Origin of the sequence: Azospirillum sp. B21, from assembly GCF_008364825.1 — a bacterium.
Classification (GTDB): domain Bacteria; phylum Pseudomonadota; class Alphaproteobacteria; order Azospirillales; family Azospirillaceae; genus Azospirillum.
Genome location: NZ_VTTO01000011.1, coordinates 205904 through 227039, shown reverse-complemented (window position 1 = coordinate 227039; position 21136 = coordinate 205904). Strand labels below are relative to the sequence as shown.

The window sequence follows — 21136 nt, the reverse complement described above, 5'->3', positions numbered from 1 at the left end:
CGAGCGATGCGTGGGGAAATATGTAGGCTGATCAACGGGCTGGCCGTGTGGCCGATCCTGGCATGGAACTTGTACGAACAAGCCGCGGCGGCAGGGTGCCGCTGTATGTGGCTATGCCGGGGCAAGGGAATGGACGGAACGGGGTGCGGCGGCGGTCGCGAAGCAGCGCGAATCCTGGTGTTGGGCATCGGCAACATCCTGTGGGCCGACGAGGGCTTCGGTGTCCGCACCGTGGAACGTCTCGCCGCCGATTGGCGGTTTCCCGACACCGTCACGCTGATGGATGGCGGAACCCAGGGGCTGTATCTGCTGCCGCATCTGGAGAATGCCGACGCGCTGATCGTGGTCGACGCCATCGACTACGGCCTGCCGCCGGGCACCCGCCGGGTCTTCCATGGTGACGACGTGCCGGCCTTCCTGGGCGCCAAGAAGATGAGCCTGCACCAGACCGGGTTTCAGGAGGTGCTGGCCAGCGCCATGTTCCTTGGCCGCTGCCCGGAAAAGCTGATCCTCGTCGGGGTCCAGCCGGAATGCCTGGAGGATTACGGCGGCGGCCTGACCGATACCGTCGCCGCCCAGGTCGCCCCCACCATCGACGTCATTCTGCAACTGTTGCGCGGCGAATTCGGCGTGGAGGGCGTACACCGGGACGCCGCTGCCGACATTGCCGCCCCGGCCATCGCCCGCGACGCCTATGAGGGCGGCCGGCCCAGCGCCGAGGATGCCTGCCGCATCGGCGATCCCCGCATTCTGGCGGCGCTGTCCGCCACGGCATCCTGACGGGAGCGCGGCCAGCATGTGCATCGGCATTCCCCTGCGCTTGACCGCCGTCGACGGGATCGTAGGCCGGGCGGAGGACGGATCCGCCATCGACCTGTCGCTGGTCCCGGAGGCCTGTTCCGGCGACTGGGTGCTCGGCTTCCTGGGCGCCGCCCGCCGGCTGCTGGCGCCCGAGGAGGCGGCGCAGATCCTCGATGCGCTGGCGGCGATGGCCGCGGCGCTGGACGGGGAAGCACTGGACAGTGCCTTCGCCGACCTGACCAGCCGCGAACCGACCCTTCCCCCCCACCTGGAGGCGGCCCGTGCGGCTGGCCTGACGGAGGCCTGACGCCATGACCGACCTTGCACCCGCGCTCGTCAAACCGCGCCTGCCCTTGCCGCCGCTGGTCGATCTGCTGACCGACGTCCATGGTTATCCGCGGCTCGACCATGCCGACGACCGCCCCTGGCTGAAAGAGCCGGCCAAGGATTGGGTGGTCTTCCTGCCCGGCCATGGCAAGGGCAATGCGGAGACCGCCGACGTTGCCGTCATCCTGCCGGAACTGGTCCGCGCACTGCACCCGCGCCTGACCCCGGCGGTGGCGGGCGAGGCGGCGGAGCGCGCGATCCTGGCGCTGACCGGTATGATGAGCCTGCCGGCCCTGGTCTTCCTGCGCGGCGACCGGCTGCTGGGCAGCATTCCGCGCGTGCGCGACTGGGACGACTACCTGCGGCGGATCGGCGAGATTCTGGAAGGCGCTTCGGAAGGCGGTGCGGCATGACCTCCCTGTTCGGCATGACCCACCCGCCGGTCGGCTTCGGCCCCGGCAGCCAGCCCGACGCGACCGAGGAAGGACTGGAATATCTGCCGATGCCGTCGGGCATGCGCGTCTACGAACCGCATGTGCCGGAGGTCGCCGACCCTGCTCGCGCCGCGGCGGCACGCGCGGTGCTGGTCCGCATTCATCAGGCGCTGGCCGGCTGGTCGGCGGGCGAGGAAATCCGCATTCCGGTCGACGATCTCGACGCCCCGGTTCTGGCCCTGGTGGACGAGGCGCTGGGCGAAGGCGAGGTGGCGGTGAAGGTCGACCGCGCCGGCGACCGGCTGGAGATTCAGGAGGCGTCGCTGGCCGGCGTCTGGCGCGTGCGTGGCTTTGGGGACGGGGCCGTGCGCGAAAGCCTGCTGATCAGCGCCTTTCCGAGGGTGGCGCTGAACCGCGCCTTTACCGCCGTTGCACCGGTTGTGACCGGGCCGGCGCCGGCCGGGCTGATGAACGGCCAGCCGATCCTGACCGAACTGCTGGACCGCAGCGCCGCATGGCGCCGCGGCGACGGCCCCCACGCGGTGAATTTCAGCCTGCTTCCCCACACGCCCGAGGACCTGGCCTTCATCGAGCAGCGTCTGGGCGTCGGCGCGACCACCATCCTGTCGCGCGGCTACGGCAATTGCCGCGTCACCGCCACCGCGACGCCGAACATCTGGTGGGTGCGCTACTACAACTCGGTCGACACGCTGATCCTCGACACGGTGGAGATCGTCGACGTGCCGGCGGTGGTTTGCGCCGCGGCGGAGGACATCGCCGACAGCGCCGAACGGCTGGCCGAGATCCTCGACGCGCTAGCGACCGATCTGGAGCGGGTGCGATGAGCGCCGCCACCTCCCGCTTCGAAGGTTCCTACCTCGGCGACGCCACGCGGATCGGGGCGGCGACGCGGATGGAATGCAAGATCTGCTGGCATGTCTACGATCCGGCGGAGGGCTGCGAGCATTGGCAGGTGCCGCCCGGTACGGCCTTCGCCGCCCTGCCCGGTCATTGGCGCTGCCCGGTCTGCGACGGCGCACGCGACCAGTTCATGGCGCTGGACGGCGAAGCCGCCGTGGCGGAGACGGTCGCCGTGTCGCCGCCGTCCGTCCCTGTCCCGCCCGCCCAGCCGGTCGAGACCATCGCGCGGCTGGAAGCGGCCTTCCGCGAGATTCACACCGCGCAGATGCGTGGCCTGCCCATCGTCAACGACGCGCTGGCGGTGAAAGCGGTCGGCTTCCGCCGGCATGACGAGCGCTGGTTGGGCGCGCTGGTGACGCCCTGGTTCCTGAACCTCGTCCTGCTGCCGGGCGAGGGAGACGACTGGTCGACACTGATCCCCGGCGCCAAGGAATTGATCGAGTTCCCGTCCGGCCGGTACGAGTTCGTCCACGCCAACCGCAAGGGCGTGGGGGCCTACAAGGCATGCTCGCTGTTCTCGCCGATGTTCGAGTTCGCCTCCATGCTCCAGGCGACGGAAACGGCCTCGGCGGCTCTGGTCTCCCTCTTCGATCCCTCCATCCGCGAAGATGGCGCCCAGACCGCCGAGATCCGGCGCCGGCGCGAGGAGGAACTGGCGCCGCCGGAAGCGGTTTCTGCGGACGCGGTTTCGGAACCAGCGCAGCCGGTTCGCCCGTCCCGCCGGGCGCTGCTCGGCATGGGTTCGGGAGAGGCCGCCGATGCATGAGATGGCGCTCTGCGAAAGCCTGCTCCAGGCGATGGAGGAGGCCGGGCGGGCGAACGGCTTCAGCCGCGTGACCAAAATCCGGCTGGAGATCGGCCGCTTTGCCGGGGTGGAGGTGGAGGCGCTGCGCTTCGGCTTTGATGTGGTGACGCGCGGCTCGCTGGCCGACGGGGCGGAACTGGTGGTGCTGGATGTGCCGGGCCGCGGCTGGTGCTTCGACTGCAACGACACGGTGGATCTGGACGACCGGCTGTCGCCCTGCCCACACTGCGGCGGCAGCCGGCTGCATCCCAACGGCGGCACCGAAATGACGATCAAGGATCTCGAGGTCGAATGAGGTCGCCCAGATGAAGAAGGACCCCGCGCGATGACCGACCCCGCCCGCCCCGGCATCCTGGTGGTGGATGACGAGCCGCGCTCCGTCGAGGTCATCGCCCGCCTGCTGGACGAGGAGTTCGAGGTCTTCACCGCCCTTTCGGCGGAGGAGGGCCTGCGCCTGCTGGAAACCGAATGGATCCAGGTGATCTTCTCCGACCAGCGGATGCCGGAGGTCAGCGGCGTCGAGTTCCTGACCCAGGTGCGCGAACGCTGGCCGGAGGTGGTGCGCATCGTCATCACCGGCTACATCGACCCCGAGGACATCATCGGCGCCATCAACACCGCCGGCATCCACCAGTTCATCACCAAGCCCTGGCATCCCGACCATCTGCTGCTGACCGCCCGCAACGCGGCGAAGATGTACCAGCTTCAGCGCGAGCATGACCGGCTGACCAATGAGCTGAAGCTGCTGCCCCCCGTGGCCGAGACCCGCGTGGCCTCAAGGCGCGAGCGGGTGCGGCAGTCCTACCGCTTCGACGGGCTGGTCCGGGCCGAGGGCAGCCCGGTGGAGGAGGTCTGCCGGCAGGCGGAGCGGGTGGCCGGCTTCAACGTGCCGGTGCTGGTGCTGGGCGAGACCGGCACCGGCAAGGAGTTGCTGGCGCGCGCCATCCATTACGGCAGCCCGCGGTCCGACCAGCCCTTCTACTGCGAGAATTGCGGCGCCATCCCGGACGAGCTGCTGGAAAGCGAGCTGTTCGGCCACAAGAAGGGGGCCTTCACCGGCGCGCACAGCAACCGCCTCGGCCTGCTGGAACAGGCGGATGGCGGCACCATCTTCCTGGACGAGATCGGCGACATCAGCCCGGCCTTCCAGGTCCGGCTTCTGCGCTTCCTGCAGGAGGGTGAGATCCGGCCCGTCGGCTCCAACGAGACGCGGCGGGTCGATGTCCGCGTCGTCGCCGCCACCCACCGCGACCTGACCGCGGAGGTGAAGGCCGGCCGCTTCCGCGAGGATCTGTATTACCGGCTCAGCACCATGACGCTGACCATGCCGCCCCTGCGCGACCGGCCCGACGACATCCCGGTTCTGGCCCGCCACATCCTCGACCGGCTGTCGGCCGCCCATGGCAAGCCCGTTGCCGGCTTCGCCCCCGACACGCTGGCCTGCCTGGAATCCTACGGCTGGCCCGGCAACGTGCGCGAACTGCAGAACGAGATCATGCGCATGCTGGTGCTGTGCGAGGGCGACCTGCTGGGCGCCGACCTGCTGTCCGACCAGGTCCTGCGCGGTGCCGCGCTGAACGCCCGCCCGGCTTCGCCAGAGGACGGTCCGCTGCCGCCGCTCGACCTGATCGGCCAGGGCGGGCCGCTGAAGTCGCGGATCGAGCGGCTGGAGGCCGGCATCCTGATGGAAACGCTGGTGCGCTGCCGCTGGAACAAGAGCAAGGCCGCCGACGAGCTGGGCCTGTCCCGCATGGGCCTGCGCGCCAAGCTGGAGCGCTACGGCATCGAGCGCGGGCCGGCGCAGAGGCATTAGTATCCCCCCTCTCCCGCCCCGGGAGAGGGAAGGGGCCCGCCGCGAAGCGGTGGGAAGGGTGAGGGGTACGACAAGGATCGGAGATCCATGTCCGGAATGCCCCTCACCCTCGCCACTCCGTGGGGCCCCTCCCTCTCCCGGGGCGGGAGAGGGCATGTTCCGATCACCAAACCACAAGAACCCCGAGGAGCCGTTCGATATGTCGAAAACCACTCGCCTTACCGTCATCGCGGCTGCCGTTGCGCTCGCCGCCACCCCGGCGCTGGCCCATCCCGGCCATCTCGCCGGCGCCGGATTCCTCGACGGAGTGGCGCATCCGCTGGGCGGGCTCGACCACCTGATCGCCATGGTCACGGTCGGCGTCTATGGCGCCACCATCGGCGGGCGCGCCGTGCTGGCGGTGCCGGGGGCCTTCCTGGCCGCCATGCTGGCCGGCGGGCTGTTCGCGCTGATCGGCGGCGAGCTGCCGCTGGTCGAGCCGACGATATACGCCTCCACCGTCGTGCTGGCCCTGCTGTGCGTCATGCCGATGTCGCGCAACGGCGTGGTGGGCGCCCTGTTCGCCGCCGCCTTCGGCCTGTTCCACGGCTTCGCCCATGGGGCGGAGATGCCGGCCGACGCCGCGGCGCTGGGCTATGCCGCCGGCTTCCTGACCAGCACCGCCGGGCTGCATGCGGCCGGCATCGCATTGGGTCTGGCGCTCCACCGGCTGGTCGGCCGGCCGGTTGAGGACAGCCAGTCCGCCTGACAACCACCGGCAACTCCCCTGCCACCCCGGCCGTCGTTTTGGCCGGGAGCTTGCCAGAGGCAGGGGGCAGTCCGGGCATGAAACCGTTGCTTTGCCAAATGTTCGTATTACGGCACGGTTGTTGCCTATGCCCGACGGAGAAGCGCACCGGCCCCTCGCACGCCGGTGCCGCCCCAGGGGAGAAAACAAACCGATGGCAACGCTGGAAACCTTCTACGAGGTGATGCGGCGGCAGGGGATCACACGCCGTTCGTTCCTGAAATACTGCTCGCTCACCGCCGCGGCCCTCGGGCTGGGGCCGGAACTGGTGCCGCAGATCGTCCATGCCATGGAAACCAAGCCGCGCACGCCCGTGCTGTGGCTGCATGGCCTGGAATGCACCTGCTGTTCGGAATCCTTCATCCGCTCCGCGCACCCGCTGGTCAAGGACGTGGTGCTGTCGATGATCTCGCTGGATTACGACGACACGCTGATGGCGTCGGCCGGCCATCAGGCCGAGGCGATCCTCGACGAGGTGATGGAGAAGTACAAGGGCAACTACATCCTCGCGGTGGAAGGCAATCCGCCGCTGAACCAGGACGGCATGTCCTGCATCGTCGGCGGCAAGCCCTTCACCGACCAGCTGCGCAAGGTCGCCAAGGACGCCAAGGCGATCATCTCCTGGGGCTCCTGCGCCTCCTTCGGCTGCGTCCAGGCGGCGCGTCCGAACCCGACCCGCGCCACCCCGGTGCATGAGGTCATCACCGACAAGCCGATCATCAAGGTTCCCGGCTGCCCGCCGATCGCCGAGGTGATGACCGGCGTCATCACCTACATGCTGACCTTCGACCGCATCCCGGAGCTGGACCGCCAGGGCCGGCCGAAGATGTTCTACAGCCAGCGCATCCATGACAAATGCTATCGCCGGCCGCATTTCGACGCCGGCCAGTTCGTGGAGTCCTTCGACGACGAGGGCGCGCGCAAGGGCTATTGCCTCTACAAGGTCGGCTGCAAGGGTCCGACCACCTACAACGCCTGCTCCACCGTTCGCTGGAACGAGGGCACCAGCTTCCCCATCCAGTCCGGCCACGGCTGCATCGGCTGTTCGGAGGACGGATTCTGGGACAAGGGCTCCTGGTATGCCCGCCAGTCCGACATCCTCCAGTTCGGGATCGAAGCCAACGCCGACGAGATCGGCACCACCGCCGCCATCGGCGTCGGCAGCATCATCGCCGCCCACGCGGCGGTCAGCGCCCTGAAGCGCGCGCAGCACAAGGGAGACGTCTGACCATGGGCATCGTCCAGACCCCGAACGGCTTCTCGCTCGACAACGGCGGCAAGCGCATCGTCGTCGATCCGGTTACCCGCATCGAAGGCCACATGCGCTGCGAGGTGAACGTCGACAGCGACAACGTCATCCGCAACGCGGTGTCGACCGGCACCATGTGGCGCGGCCTCGAAGTCATCCTGAAGGGTCGCGATCCGCGCGACGCCTGGGCCTTCGTCGAGCGCATCTGCGGCGTCTGCACCGGCTGCCACGCGTTGACCTCGGTCCGCGCGGTGGAGGATGCGCTGCAGATCCGCATCCCGAAGAACGCCCATCTGATCCGCGAGATCATGGCGAAGACGCTGCAGGTCCATGACCACATCGTCCATTTCTACCACCTGCATGCGCTGGACTGGGTCAACCCGGTCAACGCGCTGAAGGCCGATCCGCAGGCGACCTCGGCGCTGCAGCAGGCGGTGTCGCCGCGCCATGCCAAGTCCAGCCCCGGCTATTTCCGCGACGTCCAGACCCGCCTGAAGAAGTTCGTGGAGAGCGGCCAGCTCGGCATCTTCAAGAACGGCTATTGGGACAACCCGGCCTACAAGCTGTCGCCGGAAGCCGACCTGATGGCGGTGACCCATTACCTGGAGGCGCTCGATCTCCAGAAGGACATCGTCAAGATCCACACCATCCTCGGCGGCAAGAACCCGCACCCGAACTACATGGTCGGCGGCGTTCCCTGCGCCATCAACATGGACGGCAACGGGTCGTCGGGCGCGCCGCTGAACATGGAGCGGCTGAACTTCATCCGCGCCCGCATCCAAGAGGCCACGGCCTTCGTCGAGAACGTCTATCTGCCGGACGTGCTCGCCATCGCCAGCTTCTACAAGGACTGGCTCTATGGCGGCGGGCTGGCGGCGACCAACGTCATGGACTATGGCGATTACGAGAAGGTGCCGTACGACCATTCCACCTGCCAGCTGCCGGGCGGCGTCATCCTGAACGGCAACTGGAACGAGGTCCATCCCATCGACCCGCGCGACCCGGCCCAGGTGCAGGAGTTCGTCGCCCACAGCTGGTATCACTACGAGGACGAGAGCAAGGGCCTGCACCCGTGGGACGGCGTGACCCAGGCCAAGTTCGAACTGGGCGCCAACACCAAGGGCACCCGCACCGACATCAAGGAGCTTGACGAGGCCGCCAAGTATTCCTGGATCAAGGCTCCGCGCTGGCGCGGCCATGCGGTGGAGGTCGGCCCCCTGCCCCGCTACATCCTGGCCTATGCCCAGGGCGTCGGTTACGTGAAGGACCAGATCACCGAATCTCTCGGCGCCTTCAACAAACTGGCCGGCACGAACTTCACGCCGCAGCAGGCGCTGCCGACCACCATCGGCCGCACCCTGGCCCGCGCGCTGGAATGCCAGTACTGCTGCACCATGATGATGGACGACTGGAATGCCCTGATCGCCAACATCAAGGCCGGCGACACCGCCACCGCAAATGTCGAGAAGTGGGACCCGAAGACCTGGCCGAAGGAGGCCAAGGGCGTCGGCACCGTCGCCGCCCCGCGCGGCGGCCTGGGCCACTGGATCAAGATCAAGGAAGGCAAGATCGACAACTACCAGTGCGTCGTGCCGACGACCTGGAACGGCAGCCCGCGCGATCCCAAGGGCAACATCGGGGCGTTCGAGGCGTCGCTGCTGAACACGCCGATGGCCCGCCCGGACGAGCCGGTGGAGATCCTGCGCACCCTGCACAGCTTCGACCCGTGCCTTGCCTGCTCCACCCACGTCATGGCGCCCGACGGCGCCGAACTGGCCCGCGTCACCGTGCGCTGACCGGCAACCGAGGAGGATTACGTCATGGCTCCTCTCGACGATGCGAAGCCGGTCGCGACACCGGACGAGGAGGGAACGGCCGCTTCGGGTGGCGGCCGCTTCCTGAAGGCGATCTATGTGTATGAGGTGCCGGTGCGGATCTGGCACTGGGTCAACGCGCTGGCGATCACGGTGCTGTCGGTCACCGGCTATCTGATCGCCAACCCGCTGCCGAGCATGCCGGGCGAGGCGAGCGCCAATTTCCTGATGGGCTACATCCGCTTCGTTCATTTCGCGGCGGCCTACATCTTCACCATCGGCTTCATCGGCCGGCTCTATTGGGCCTTCGCCGGCAACCACCATGCCCGCCAGCTGTTCCGCTTCCCCTTCTGGGACCGCCATTGGTGGGGCGAACTGTTCCTGGAGGCGCGCTGGTACCTGTTCCTGGAGCGCAAGCCGAAGCTGTATGTCGGGCACAACCCGCTGGCGCAGTTCGCCATGTTCTGGGCCATCGCGGTCGGCAGCGTCTTCATGATCGTCACCGGCTTCGCGCTCTACAGCGAAGGCGCCGGGCTGGGCAGCTGGCAGGACAAGCTGTTCGGCTGGGTGATCCCGCTGTTCGGCCAGAGCATGGACGTCCACACCTGGCACCATCTGGGCATGTGGGCGATCCTGCTGTTCGTGATCGTCCATGTCTATGCCGCGGTGCGCGAGGACATCATGTCCCGCCAGTCGATCATCTCCACCATGATCAGCGGCGTCCGCACTTTCAAGGACGCCGAGGCTCCGGCCGACGAGGAGCATGAGCGCCCGGTGAAGAAGGCGGCGCGGGTGGGGTGAGGTTCTCTGCTCCCTCCCTCACCCTCCCCCGCCTTTGGCGGTGGAGGGGACTGCCGCCGCCTCGCAGAAGGCACCCTCTCCCGTGAAGCGGGGGAGGGTCGGGGTGGGGGCAATACTCTGCCTACGCAATCATCCCCACACCCTTGGAAAACCTTGATTTGTTCCGCATACGTTCCCATATCAGGGAGGTTCCGAAACAGCCGGGAATCCCAGATCAGCGCCGCCCCCTCCGGGTGCGGCCGGAGGACGTCATGCCTTATTTTCCGACCATCGAATTGACCCCGCAGGTGAAAATGCTTCTGGCGCGCGGGGCGCTGACGCTGAATCCCGGCCAGTGGGTGCGGGGCGAGAAGGGGCGCGGGCGGTTCCTGCGCACCGATCTGCGCAGCGGCACCACCTATGTCAGCTGGCTGCGGCCGGGCGACGATTGGGAAACGGCGTCGCAGCGGTTCCATCGTGCCTGCCGCAAGGGCTACATCGGCAAGTATCGCGGCCTGTATGAGTTCGACAAGGCCAACCGCACCGCCGATGCCCCGGCGCCCAAGACCAGTGTGCGGGCGCCGGTCCAGATGCCGCTCTTCACCTACAGGGCGAAGGACGCAGCCCACGCCTGACCGAGGCTGAGCCCGCCGTCGTTGGCAGGGGCCAGCCGCGGCAGCAGCGGCTCCACGCGAGCGGCGCGGAAGCCGGCGACCAGTTCCTCCGCCAGCACCGCGTTCATCAGGCAACCGCCGGACAGCACCACCCGCTCCAGGCCACGTGCGCGCAGCACCGGCAGCGTCCAATCCACCAGAGCCGCGGCCAGCGTGCCGTGGAACAGCTCCGCCCCCTCGACCACGTCGGGAACCGACAGCAGGCGTTCCAACAGCGGCGTCAGGTCCAGCTCGCCGCCCTCGATCCGCCACGCCCCCTCCGCCACCCGCGGCTGATGCACCAGCGATTCCAGCGCCATCGGCGCCTCGCCCTCGAAACCCGCGACCGCACGGACTCCCAACAGCCCGCAGGCGGCATCGAACCAGCGTCCGCAGGAACTGGTGAGCGGGGCGTTGATCCCGCGCTCGATCATCCGGCGCACGCCCTCGGCCGGTCCGTGACCGGCAAAGCGCGGACCGATCTCGTCGGCCCGGCCCATGCGCACCAGGGCAGCGGCTGCCATCCGCCAGGGCTGGCGGGCGGCGACATCGCCGCCGGGCTGGGCGAGCGGGGCGAGACTTCCCAACCGCTCCGACTGCAAGCCGTCGACCAGCAGCATCTCCCCACCCCAGGACCCTCCCCCCTCCCCCAACCCGAAGCCATCGAGGGCAAGGCCCAGCGCCGGACCGTCGATCCGGTGCTCGGCCATCACCGCGGCGACATGGGCGTGGTGGTGCTGGACCGCGATGGCGGGCAGGCCGCTCCGCTCGGCGAAGCGAGTGGACTGGAAATCGGGGTGCTTGTCATGGGCGACCGCCACCGGTTCCACGCCCAGGATGTGCAGCAGATGGGCGACCGTCTCCTCCAGGAAACCCAGTGTGGCGGCATTGTCGAGGTCGCCGATGTGCTGGGACAAGAAGGCCTCGTCGCCGCGGGTGACGCAGATTGTCGCCTTGAGGTGGCCGCCGACCGCCAGGATCGGCGGCACGGGGCGGGCCAACCGGATCGGCTCCGGGACATGGCCGCGGCCACGGCGCAGGAAGGCGGGCGCGCCGGCCAGCTTGCGCACCACGCTGTCGTCGGCGCGGATCACGATGTCGCGGTCGTGGTCGACGATCAGGTCGGCGATGCCGGCCAGCCTTTCCCGTGCCTCCCAGTTCCCGATGGCGAGCGGCTCCCCGCCGGGATTGGCGGAGGTCATGACGAGGGTCAGGCCCTGCGGTTCTCGCAGCCAGCCGGTGCCGTCCGGCCGCCCCGCCGCCTCGTGGAACAGCAGGTAATGCAGCGGCGTGTAGGGCAGCATGACGCCCAGCCATGCCAATCCGGGGGCGATGTCGGGCGCCAGTTCCGGCGCATCCTCCTGCCGCCGCAGCAGGACGATGGGGCGCGCCACCCCCTCCAGCAATCGGCGCTCGTCGCTGTCCACCCGGACATGGCGGACGGCTGACTCAGCATTGGCGACCATCAGGGCGAAGGGCTTGCCGTTGCGCTGCTTGACCCGGCGCAGCCGCTCCACCGCGTCGGCGCGCGTGGCGTCGCAGGCGAGGTGGAAACCACCCAGCCCCTTGATGGCAACGATCCTGCCGGCCCGCAGGGCGGCCAGAATATCTTCCGGCGAATGCGACAGGCGGGGACCGCAGGCCGGGCAGGCGGTCGGCTGGGCATGGAAGCGGCGGTCGGCCGGGTCCTCGTACTCCGCCCTGCAGTCTGGGCAGAGCGCAAAGGCGGCCATCGCCGTCTGCGGCCGGTCATAGGGCAGCCGCCGCGTGATGGTGTAGCGCGGGCCGCAATGGGTGCAGTTCAGGAAGGCATAGCGGTAGCGGCGGTCCGCCGGGTCGAACAACTCGGCAAGGCAGGCCGGGCATACCGTGGCGTCGGGACCGATGCCGGTGGCGATGGCGCCCGCGGACTCGCTGTGGCGGATGGTGAAGGCGTCCTCACCGGGGAGCGGGGCGACGGTTTCGCAGTCCACCGCATCGATGCGGGCAAGCGGCGGAGCCTCTTCGGTGATTGCGGCGCGGAACGCGGAGGTTTCGGCGCCCTGCACTTCGATCAGCACGCCCCGGGGGTCGTTCAGCACCCAGCCGGTCAGGCCGAAGCGCCGGGCGAGCGCATGGACATGCGGGCGGAATCCCACTCCCTGCACCCGTCCGCGCACGCGGATCCTCAGCCGTTCGTCGTCAGGGGACATGGAAGCCTTCTGGGTGATCTTCGGCTGTGCCGAACCCCCTCATCCTAACCTTCTCCCCGGGGGGGAGAAGGGACAATCGCTGCGGCGGATGGTCTGTACGGAGGGTCAGGGCCGCAACAACCGGCGGCGTCGTCGGTTGAGAGGAGGACATTCGCGGAACCGGAACGGAGACGCCGTCATGAGCGCAAGCAAGCACGAGAAGACCGACAAGCCGACCGATGCCGACCTGAAGAACAACCCGCAGATCGGTGGGACCAAGGGCGCCCGCGCCGCCGGAATGTCGGCGGACGACATGGATCTGGCCCAGGGCGAAAGCACCTTCGAGGGCGATATCGAGAACCAGACCAACGACAAGGGTGGTGTGGACAAGCCCTTCCGCGACACCGCGCCGCTGAAGCCGCGTCAGGCCTGACGGAACGGATCGGTCCACCAGGAAGGCGGCGCTCTGCGGGGCGCCGCCTTTTTGCGTCCACGCCGGGCAACCATGCACGGGGTTGCCGGGCCTGCGACATTCTGTTACGTCTGCCTTCATGCTGCACCGCGTCACGCCGCCTTGACGGCCTGCTCCCTGCATTGACCTGAAGCCCGACCGCGCAACTCCCCGGCCGGCCGCCGCTTCGCAGCGATTCCTTTCATTCCCGATCATCGTCGATGGCGACAAACCGCCCGGCTTCCGCCGGAACGCGGGCGCTGCCGCCGTCCCGTCCTGAGCTTGCGAGACCCATGACCATCGATTTGCAACGGCTTCGCCAGGAGTGGTTCGGCAACATGCGCGGCGACTTGCTGTCCGGGCTCGTTGTCGCCCTTGCCCTGATTCCGGAGGCCATCGCCTTCTCCATCATCGCCGGGGTCGACCCCAAGATCGGCCTCTACGCCTCCTTCGCCATCGCCATGACCATTGCCATCGTCGGCGGCCGGCCCGGCATGATCTCCGCCGCCACAGCCGCCACCGCGGTGCTGATGGTCACGCTGGTCAAGGAACATGGCCTGCAATATCTGCTGGCCGCCACCGTGCTGGCCGGACTGCTGCAGATCGGCGCCGGGCTCCTGCGGCTGGGGGCCCTGATGCGCTTCGTGTCGAAATCGGTGATGACCGGCTTCGTCAACGCGCTCGCCATTCTGATCTTCCTGGCCCAGTTGCCGGAGCTGGTGGGGGTCCCCACCGTCACCTATGCGCTGGTCGCTGCCGGGCTGGCGATCATCTACCTGCTGCCGCGCCTGACCAGGGCGGTGCCGTCGGCGCTGGTCAGCATCCTGGTGCTGACCGCGGTCACCATCGGCTTCGGCATCGACGTTCGCACCGTCGGCGACATGGGGGAGCTGCCCAGCACCCTGCCCGTCTTCCTGCTGCCCGACATTCCGTTGACGCTGGAGACGCTGCGCATCATCCTGCCCTATTCCGCCGGCATCGCCGTGGTCGGGCTTCTGGAATCGCTGATGACCGCGGCCATCGTCGACGACATGACGGAGACCGGCAGCGACAAGAACCGCGAATGCGTCGGTCAGGGCGTCGCCAACATGGTGTCCGGCTTCCTCGGCGGCATGGCCGGCTGCGCGATGATCGGGCAATCGGTGATCAACGTGAAGTCGGGCGGCCGGGGCCGGCTGTCGACCTTCTGCGCCGGCCTGTTCCTGCTGTTCCTGATCGTCGTGCTGGGCGACTGGGTGCAGCGCATCCCGATGGCCGCCCTGGTGGCGGTGATGATCATGGTGTCGGTCGGCACCTTCAGCTGGCAGTCCCTGACGACCCTGGTGACGCACCCGCGCAGTTCCAGCGCCGTCATGCTGGCGACGGTGGCCGGGGTGGTCTTCACCCACAATCTCGCCATCGGCGTGCTGATCGGCGTTCTGCTGTCCGGCATCTTCTTTGCCGGAAAGGTCGCCCGGATGGTCCGCGTCACCTCCACCCTGTCGGAGGATGGCCGCACCCGCACCTATCGGGTCGAAGGGCAGCTGTTCTTCGCCTCGGCCGACGATTTCTCCGCCGCCTTCGATGTGCGCGAGGAACTGGACGTGGCGGTCATCGATGTTTCCAGCGCCCATATCTGGGACATCTCCAGTGTCGCGGCGCTGGACAGTGTCGTGCTGAAGTTCCGCCGTGCCGGGACCGAGGTGCGGCTGATCGGCCTCAATGCCGCCAGCGAGACCATCGTCGACCGGCTGGCGACCCACGACAAGCCGGGCGCCGAGGAGCGCGCGCTGGCGCACTGAACGGCCTCCCCTCCTCGGAAGGCTATCGCCTTTTGAGGAGGGTGGGCGGGCGCAACGGCAGGGGCAGCTTCCTGTTGGCTGGAAAGGTTGGACTGCGCATCGACCGGATGCGCATGCCGGCCTTCCGCTGCATGCAGGAGGCAGGATGTCACTCGATCCGCGGCTGTTGGCGGTCGCCACGGCGTTGCCGCCCCACCGCTTCGAGCAGGAGGAGACGCTGGCCGTCGCCCGGACGGTGTTCGCCCATCGCCTGCGCGACTTCGACCGGCTGGCCCCCGTCTTCGCCAACACCGGCATCCGCAGCCGCTATGCCGCCTGCCCGCTGTCCTGGTATCTGGAGCCCCACGGCTGGGGTGAGCGTGCCGCCGTGTTCGAGCGCGTCGCGCTGGACCTGCTGGAAGAGGCGGCAGGCAAGGCGCTGGACGCGGCCGGCCTGCGCCCGACTGACGTCGACGCCATCGTCTGCGCCACCACCACCGGCATCGCCACGCCGAGCCTGGAGGCGCTTCTGCTCGAACGCATGGGCTTCCGGCCCGACACGGTGCGGCTGCCGGTCTTCGGACTGGGCTGTGCCGGCGGGGCGCTGGGGCTGGCGCGCGCGGGCATGATGGCGCGCGCCAGCCCGGGGCGGACCGTGCTGTTCCTGGTGGTCGAGCTTTGCACCCTGTCGCACCGGCCGGAAGAGGCCTCGCCCACCAATGTGGTGGCGAGCGCCTTGTTCGCCGACGGTGCCGCCGCCGCCCTGCTGCGCGCGCCGACCGACGGCGGCGATGCCCCCGGCCCGCGCTTCATCGACAGTGCCGAACACACCTGGCCGGGCACCCGGCGGATCATGGGCTGGCGGATCGAGGACGAGGGCTTCGGCGTCGTCTTCAGCCAGGACATCCCTCGCCTGATCCGCGAGCGGCTGGCCCCGGTGGTCGATGGCTTCCTGACCGGCCGCGGCATGACCCGCGCGGACCTGTCCGGAGTGATCTGCCACACCGGCGGCGCCAAGGTCCTGCAGGCGCTGACCGAGGTGCTGGCGCCTGCCACCGCGGGAATGGATGACTCCTGGGCTGTGCTGGGCGACTGCGGCAACATGTCGGCGGCCAGCGTGATGTTCGTGCTCGACCGCCGGATGCGCAGCGGCGCCACCGGGGCGCATCTGATGCTGGCCCTCGGCCCCGGCTTCACCGCCGGCCTTACCCTGCTGGATCTGTGACCATGGATGCAATCGGTTGGCCGCAGGTCATCCTGCTGGCGGTCGCGGCGCAGCGGCTGCTTGAGTTGGTGGTCGCCCGCCGCAACACAGCGCGGCTGCTGGCCGAAGGAGCGCGGGAGGTCGGGGCCGCCCATTACCCGCTGTTCGTCGTGCTGCATGCCGGCTGGCTGCTGGCGCTGTTCCTGGCGGTGCCGGCGGACGCCCCGATCAATGGTTGGCTTCTGGCGCTGTTCCTGCTGCTGCAGGCCGGGCGGGTGTGGGTGATCGCGACGCTCGGCCGCTTCTGGACGACGCGGATCATCACGCTGGACGGGGCTCCGCTGGTCCGCCGCGGCCCGTTCCGCTGGGTCCGGCATCCCAACTATCTCGTGGTGGCGGGAGAACTGGTCGTGCTGCCGCTGGTGTTCGGCAATGTCTGGATCGCCGTTGCCGCCACGCTGCTGAACATTCCCCTCACCCGCCGCCGCATCCAGGTGGAGGAGGAGGCGCTGAGCGACCGGCAGGGAACTGCGGGCGGTGCAGGCCGTTGGACCGGGTGGAGCGGCCGCCACGTCCCGCCGGCCGCCTGATGGCACCATGATCAGGACAACGCCCATGCCCCTTCCGTCAGCTCCCGTCGTCTGCATCACCGGCGCGTCGGCCGGGGTCGGCCGTGCCACGGCGCTGGCCTTCGCCGCCTACCGGCAAGCCTCCATCGGCCTGATCGCCCGCTCCGAAGAAGCTTTGGAGGAGGTGAAGGCGGAGGTGGAGCGGCTGGGCGGCCGGGCGCTGGTGCTGCCGCTGGACGTCGCCGACGCCGATGCGCTGGACAGCGCCGCCGACAAGGTTGAGGAGGCCTTCGGTCCGATCGACGTCTGGATCAACGCGGCGATGGTCACCGTCTTCGGCCCGGTCCATGCGGTGACGGCGGAGGAGTTGAGGCGGGTGACCGAGGTGACCTATCTCGGCTCCGCCTACGGCATCCAGACGGCGCTGCGGCGGATGCGGGTGAGGGGACAAGGCACGATCCTGCAGGTCGGATCGGCGCTGGCCTACCGCTCGATCCCGCTGCAGTCGGCCTATTGCGCCGCCAAGCATGCGGTGCAGGGCTTCGTAGATAGCCTGCGTTCGGAACTGATCCACGAGGACAGCCGGATTACCCTGACGGCGGTGCATCTGCCGGCGGTCAACACGCCCCAGTTCGATTGGGCGCGCAGCCACATGCCGCGCCGTGCCCGGCCGATGGGGACGATCTTCCAGCCGGAGGACATCGCCCGCGCCATCCTGCATGCAGCCGAGAACCCCCGCCGCGAATATTGGCTGGGCGGATCGGCCATGCAGGCCATCCTCGGCAATTTCCTCGCTCCCGGCTTCGCCGACCGTTACCTCGCCAACAATGCGGTGGACGGCCAGTTGACGGAGGAGACCGAGATCCCCGGCCGGCCGGACAACCTCTATCACCCCGTCGACGGGCTGCACCGGACCCGCGGACGCTTCGGTCTGCCCCGCAACAGCCTGCGGCTTGCCGCTCCCAGCGGCACCGCCCGCGGTCTGGCGGTCGCCGCCGGGCTGATCCTGGCGGGCGGGCTGGGCTTCGCCATGAGCCGGATGACGCCGCGGCTGCGTTAGGCGGGCTGAAGGCGGAGAGAAACGGGGCCGGCATCCTTCTCGGGTGCCGGCCCTTTTCCTATGGGCAAACCAATTCGGGGGCTGGCCTGCGGGCAAAACGTACAGTCCGCCGGAAACGCTATTGCCAAGACAATTCATACATACTACCATACCAGTGGTTCAACAATCTGGTCATCGGCCATTCCCTTCCCTGCCGGAGCCCCCTTGATCACGGGCACTGCCGGCACCCCGGTGTCGGGCCGAACACGCACCAGTCGAACGGCGGTCTCCATGCCGCCGACAGTCCAATTTGCTGGGAGGAAACGAGATGTCTGTCATGGCGAAGGCCGTGCGCGCGGCGCTGTTCGGTTCGGTGATGTCCCTGGCTTCGTTCGGCGCATCTGCCGCCGACTACACGCTCAGCGTCAACACGGCGCTGTCGCCGCAGGATCCGCTCTACAAGGGCCTGGAGGAGTTCAAGGCCAATGTGGAAAAGCGGTCTGCCGGCAAGATGAGCGTCCGCCTGTTCCCCGCCTCGCAGCTGGGCAAGGACGAGGATCTGCTGGAACAGGCGCGGGCCGGCGCCCCCGTCGCGGTGGTGGTGGACGGCGGCCGGCTGGCCGTCTTCGTGAAGGAGTTCGGCGTTCTCGGCGCGCCCTACGTCGCCCAGGGCTATGGCGGCATCCGCAAGGTCGTGACCTCCCCGATGTTCGAGGAGTGGGTGCAGAAGCTGCGCAAGGCGTCGGGCCATCAGGTGCTGTCCTTCAACTGGTGGCAGGGTGAGCGCCACATGCTGACCAACAAGCCGGTGAAGGTGCCGGCCGACCTCAGCGGCGTGCGCGTCCGCACCCCCGGTGCGCCGGTGTGGATGGAGACGATCCGCGCCATGGGCGCCACGCCGACGCCGCTGCCCTGGTCGGAAGTCTACACCGCCATGCAGCAGCAGGTGATCGACGGGGCGGAGGCGCAGGACCCGGCCATCTACGGCTCCCGCCTGTACGAAGTGGCGAAGTACCTGACCAAGACCGGCCACATCAACCTGATCACCGGCATCGTCACCAGCGCCGCATGGTTCGACGGCCTGCCGAAGGACATGCAGACGCTGCTGCGCGAGGAATCGCTGAAGGCCGGCGACAGCGCATCGAAGGGGACCGAGGATTCCCTCGCGGACTTCGAGAAGCAGATGAAGGACAAGGGCATGCAGGTCGTCGAGATCGACGTGACGCCCTTCCGCACCGCCACGGCCCCGGTTTACGAGAAGCTCGGCTATGGCGACCTGCAGAAGCAGGTCGAAGCGCTTGTGAAGCAGTAAAGGGAGTGGGGGTGTCCTGCCCGGTTCACCCCCTTCCCTCCCGCTCCCCATTCCTGCAACCGATGCTCGCAGCCTTCGTCCGCGGTGACGATCCCGGCGGGCCGGACCGGAGCACCCCCTTGCGATGAAATCCCTGTACGTCAAGGCGGAGGCGGTGTTGGCGACGACGCTGCTCGCCGTCATCGTCCTGCTGGTCTTCCTGGCCGGCGTCAGCCGCTGGTTCGGCTATCCCCTGGTCTGGTCGGTGGACGTCGCCCAGCTGCTGTTCGCCTGGGCCAGCTTCCTCGGCGCCGACCTCGCGTTGCGCAAGCATGCCCATATCGGCATCGACTATCTGGTCAAGCGCCTGCCGGCACGGCCGCGCGCGGTGCTGGACATCCTGCTGGCACTGGTCGTGCTGGCCTTCCTGCTGACCATGGCGGTCAAGGGCTATCAGTTGACCATGCTGAACCTGGAGCGGCAGTTCGGGGACAGCGGCATCAGCTATGCCTTCGTCACGGCGGCCGTGCCGGTCGGCTGCCTGCTGCTGTCCTTCACCCTGCTGGGCCAGACGGTGGCCGCCATCGGCCGGCTGCGCCGGACCCCGCGCCCGATCTTCAACACGCCGTCGGAAGTTCCGCTCGCCGAGGAGGTGATGCCGTGATCCTGCTCGCCGTTTCCTTTTTCGTCCTGATGGGGCTGGGCGTTCCCATCGCCTTCGCCATCGGCATCGCCGGCTTCACCTTCTTCCTGACCAACGGCATCATCCCGATGTCGATCGGGGTGCAGCAGGTCGCCACCGCGTCGCAGAGCTTCCCGCTGCTGGCGGTCCCCTTCTTCGTGCTGGCCGGCCACATGATGAACCGGACCGGGATCACCCACCGGCTGATCGCCTGCTCGAACGTGCTGGTGTCCTGGATGTCGGGCGGTTTGGCGCAGGTCTGCATCGTGCTGTCCACGCTGATGGGCGGCGTGTCGGGCTCCGCCGTCGCCGACGCGGCGATGGAAGCGCGCATCCTGGGTCCCGACCTGATCCGCAGCGGCTATTCCAAGGGCTTCACCTCTGCCGTCATCGCGGTTGGTTCGCTGATCACCGCGACCATTCCGCCCAGCCTGGGCCTGATCCTGTACGGCTTCGTCGGCAACGTGTCGATCGGCCGACTTTTCCTGGCCGGCATCGTTCCCGGCTTCCTGATGATGGCCGTTCTGATGGTCACCGTCTGGTGGATCGCCCGGCGCCGCGGCTATCGCGCCGCCACAACCCAGCGGCCGACCGCCAAGGCGATCTGGGCGGCGGTGGTTGACGCGAAATGGGCCCTGCTGTTCCCGGTGGCTCTGCTTGTCGCCATCCGCGGCGGTCTGTTCACCCCGTCGGAGGTCGGCGCCTTCGCCGTCGTCTATGCGGTCCTGGTCGGTTTCTTCGCCCACCGCGAACTGACCATGCAGGGGCTGATCGACGCGCTGGTGGAGGCGGTGACGGATACCGGTCTGATCATGCTGATCATCCTGTTCTCCGGCATGGTCGGCTACGCCATCGTCTTCGAACAGGCCCCGCAGAGCATCGCAGCCGCCATGACCGACCTGACGCGGGAGCCGGTGCTGGTGGTGACCCTGATCCTGATCTTCCTGTTCATCGCCGGTCTGTTCATCGAAAGCACGGTGCTGGTGCTTCTGTTGACGCCGATCTTCCTGCCGATCGTCCAGCCGCTGGGCGTCGATCCCGTGCATTTCGGCATCCTGATGATGACCATCGTCACGCTGGGTTCGATGACCCCGCCGGTGGGGGTGGCGATGTACACGGTGTGCAGCCTGCTGGACTGCCCCATCGAGGAATACATCGTCGAATCCATCCCCTTCGTCCTGGCGGTTCTGGGACTGATCGTGGTGTTGCTGCTGTGGCCGGGACTGGTGCTGTTCATGCCCAACGCACTGATGTGAACAGGCCGGCAAATGTCACAGCGGGGCGGTCAACAAATCGCCTTGCAGTCTGCGCGGCTTGGCCTATATAGGGTGTCGTACGCCAACAACAGAAAGGAGGTGATCTCGTGTCTCATTGTCCGTCTCACTCGTCGTCGAGCGCCAAGGCCGAGGTCTCTTTCTTCGCGAAGGAGATTTCGGTCCGCTAAGGACTGCGCCGTGGTGTCGACGACACACGGATAGACAATGGAAGGGCTGCCGGCAACGGCAGCCCTTCTTTGCTTTTGTCCGCATAGATGTACGAAAAGCCCCTCTCCCGCAAGGGGAGAGGGGCTTTTCCATTGATCCAA

21 protein-coding genes are annotated in these 21136 nt (G+C 68.2%); 20 read left to right on the top strand and 1 reads right to left on the bottom strand.

From position 1 onward, the window contains the following. Positions 1-129: 129 nt before the first annotated feature. From FZ983_RS23655 to FZ983_RS23600, 12 genes are all read left to right on the top strand, one after another. Positions 130-780 carry a HyaD/HybD family hydrogenase maturation endopeptidase gene (locus tag FZ983_RS23655; protein WP_149225969.1) on the top strand — a complete coding sequence of 217 codons (651 nt, stop codon included), beginning with the start codon at positions 130-132 and terminating at the stop codon, positions 778-780. A 16-nt stretch (positions 781-796) separates the two neighbouring features. After that, positions 797-1108, top strand: a complete 312-nt coding sequence (locus FZ983_RS23650; RefSeq protein ID WP_149225967.1) for a HypC/HybG/HupF family hydrogenase formation chaperone — start codon at positions 797-799, stop codon at positions 1106-1108. Between the two features lie 4 nt (positions 1109-1112). Next, positions 1113-1541, top strand: coding sequence for a hydrogenase (locus FZ983_RS23645; protein ID WP_149225965.1), 429 nt, complete (start codon positions 1113-1115; stop codon positions 1539-1541). Continuing rightward, the gene (locus FZ983_RS23640; protein WP_149225963.1) at positions 1538-2407 is read left to right on the top strand and encodes a hydrogenase expression/formation protein; all 870 of its coding nucleotides are present in this window, start codon (positions 1538-1540) and stop codon (positions 2405-2407) included. The genes FZ983_RS23645 and FZ983_RS23640 overlap by 4 nt, the downstream gene beginning before the upstream one ends. Then, the gene (hybE, locus tag FZ983_RS23635; protein WP_149225961.1) at positions 2404-3249 is read left to right on the top strand and encodes a [NiFe]-hydrogenase assembly chaperone HybE; all 846 of its coding nucleotides are present in this window, start codon (positions 2404-2406) and stop codon (positions 3247-3249) included. Before FZ983_RS23640 ends, hybE begins: the two co-directional genes overlap by 4 nt. Then, positions 3242-3583: a hydrogenase maturation nickel metallochaperone HypA gene (hypA, locus tag FZ983_RS23630; protein ID WP_149225958.1), complete on the top strand. Its 342-nt coding sequence runs from the start codon at positions 3242-3244 to the stop codon at positions 3581-3583. Before hybE ends, hypA begins: the two co-directional genes overlap by 8 nt. Before the next feature lie 30 nt (positions 3584-3613). Further along, positions 3614-5101, top strand: a complete 1488-nt coding sequence (locus FZ983_RS23625) for a sigma-54 dependent transcriptional regulator (protein ID WP_149225956.1) — start codon at positions 3614-3616, stop codon at positions 5099-5101. Between the two features lie 199 nt (positions 5102-5300). Then, entirely contained in the window at positions 5301-5849 is a 549-nt protein-coding gene (locus tag FZ983_RS23620) for a HupE/UreJ family protein (protein ID WP_149225954.1), read from the top strand. A gap of 193 nt (positions 5850-6042) precedes the next feature. Further along, a complete protein-coding gene (locus FZ983_RS23615; protein ID WP_014249364.1) occupies positions 6043-7116 on the top strand; it encodes a hydrogenase small subunit in 1074 nt (357 codons plus the stop codon). Between the two features lie 2 nt (positions 7117-7118). Next, positions 7119-8933 carry a nickel-dependent hydrogenase large subunit gene (locus FZ983_RS23610; RefSeq protein WP_149225952.1) on the top strand — a complete coding sequence of 605 codons (1815 nt, stop codon included), beginning with the start codon at positions 7119-7121 and terminating at the stop codon, positions 8931-8933. Positions 8934-8957: 24 nt separating this feature from the next. Further along, positions 8958-9752 carry a Ni/Fe-hydrogenase, b-type cytochrome subunit gene (cybH, locus tag FZ983_RS23605; protein ID WP_149225950.1) on the top strand — a complete coding sequence of 265 codons (795 nt, stop codon included), beginning with the start codon at positions 8958-8960 and terminating at the stop codon, positions 9750-9752. 251 nt (positions 9753-10003) lie between these two features. Then, complete coding sequence (locus tag FZ983_RS23600; RefSeq protein ID WP_149225948.1) at positions 10004-10366, top strand: hypothetical protein; 363 nt, start codon at positions 10004-10006, stop codon at positions 10364-10366. On the opposite strand, the gene hypF is transcribed toward FZ983_RS23600, so the two are convergent. After that, the gene (gene hypF / locus FZ983_RS23595; protein WP_149225946.1) at positions 10336-12576 is read right to left on the bottom strand and encodes a carbamoyltransferase HypF; all 2241 of its coding nucleotides are present in this window, start codon (positions 12574-12576) and stop codon (positions 10336-10338) included. The two genes, FZ983_RS23600 and hypF, sit on opposite strands and share 31 nt — an antisense overlap. 178 nt (positions 12577-12754) lie before the next feature. Between hypF and FZ983_RS23590 the strand changes: the two genes are divergently transcribed. The 8 genes from FZ983_RS23590 (at position 12755) to FZ983_RS23555 (ending at position 20807) form a co-directional block, all read left to right on the top strand. Continuing rightward, positions 12755-12988: a hypothetical protein gene (locus FZ983_RS23590; protein WP_149225944.1), complete on the top strand. Its 234-nt coding sequence runs from the start codon at positions 12755-12757 to the stop codon at positions 12986-12988. Positions 12989-13299: 311 nt separating this feature from the next. Continuing rightward, entirely contained in the window at positions 13300-14787 is a 1488-nt protein-coding gene (locus tag FZ983_RS23585) for a SulP family inorganic anion transporter (RefSeq protein WP_149225942.1), read from the top strand. A gap of 145 nt (positions 14788-14932) precedes the next feature. Then, a complete protein-coding gene (locus FZ983_RS23580; RefSeq protein WP_149225940.1) occupies positions 14933-15991 on the top strand; it encodes a 3-oxoacyl-[acyl-carrier-protein] synthase III C-terminal domain-containing protein in 1059 nt (352 codons plus the stop codon). A 2-nt stretch (positions 15992-15993) separates the two neighbouring features. Beyond that, complete coding sequence (locus FZ983_RS23575) at positions 15994-16560, top strand: isoprenylcysteine carboxylmethyltransferase family protein (protein ID WP_149225937.1); 567 nt, start codon at positions 15994-15996, stop codon at positions 16558-16560. Between the two features lie 25 nt (positions 16561-16585). Continuing rightward, positions 16586-17599, top strand: a complete 1014-nt coding sequence (locus FZ983_RS23570) for an SDR family oxidoreductase (RefSeq protein WP_149225935.1) — start codon at positions 16586-16588, stop codon at positions 17597-17599. 316 nt (positions 17600-17915) lie between these two features. Further along, positions 17916-18890: a C4-dicarboxylate TRAP transporter substrate-binding protein gene (locus FZ983_RS23565; protein ID WP_247883944.1), complete on the top strand. Its 975-nt coding sequence runs from the start codon at positions 17916-17918 to the stop codon at positions 18888-18890. Between the two features lie 124 nt (positions 18891-19014). Further along, complete coding sequence (locus tag FZ983_RS23560) at positions 19015-19533, top strand: TRAP transporter small permease (RefSeq protein ID WP_149225931.1); 519 nt, start codon at positions 19015-19017, stop codon at positions 19531-19533. Continuing rightward, complete coding sequence (locus tag FZ983_RS23555; RefSeq protein ID WP_149225929.1) at positions 19530-20807, top strand: TRAP transporter large permease; 1278 nt, start codon at positions 19530-19532, stop codon at positions 20805-20807. The genes FZ983_RS23560 and FZ983_RS23555 overlap by 4 nt, the downstream gene beginning before the upstream one ends. Positions 20808-21136: the final 329 nt, after the last annotated feature.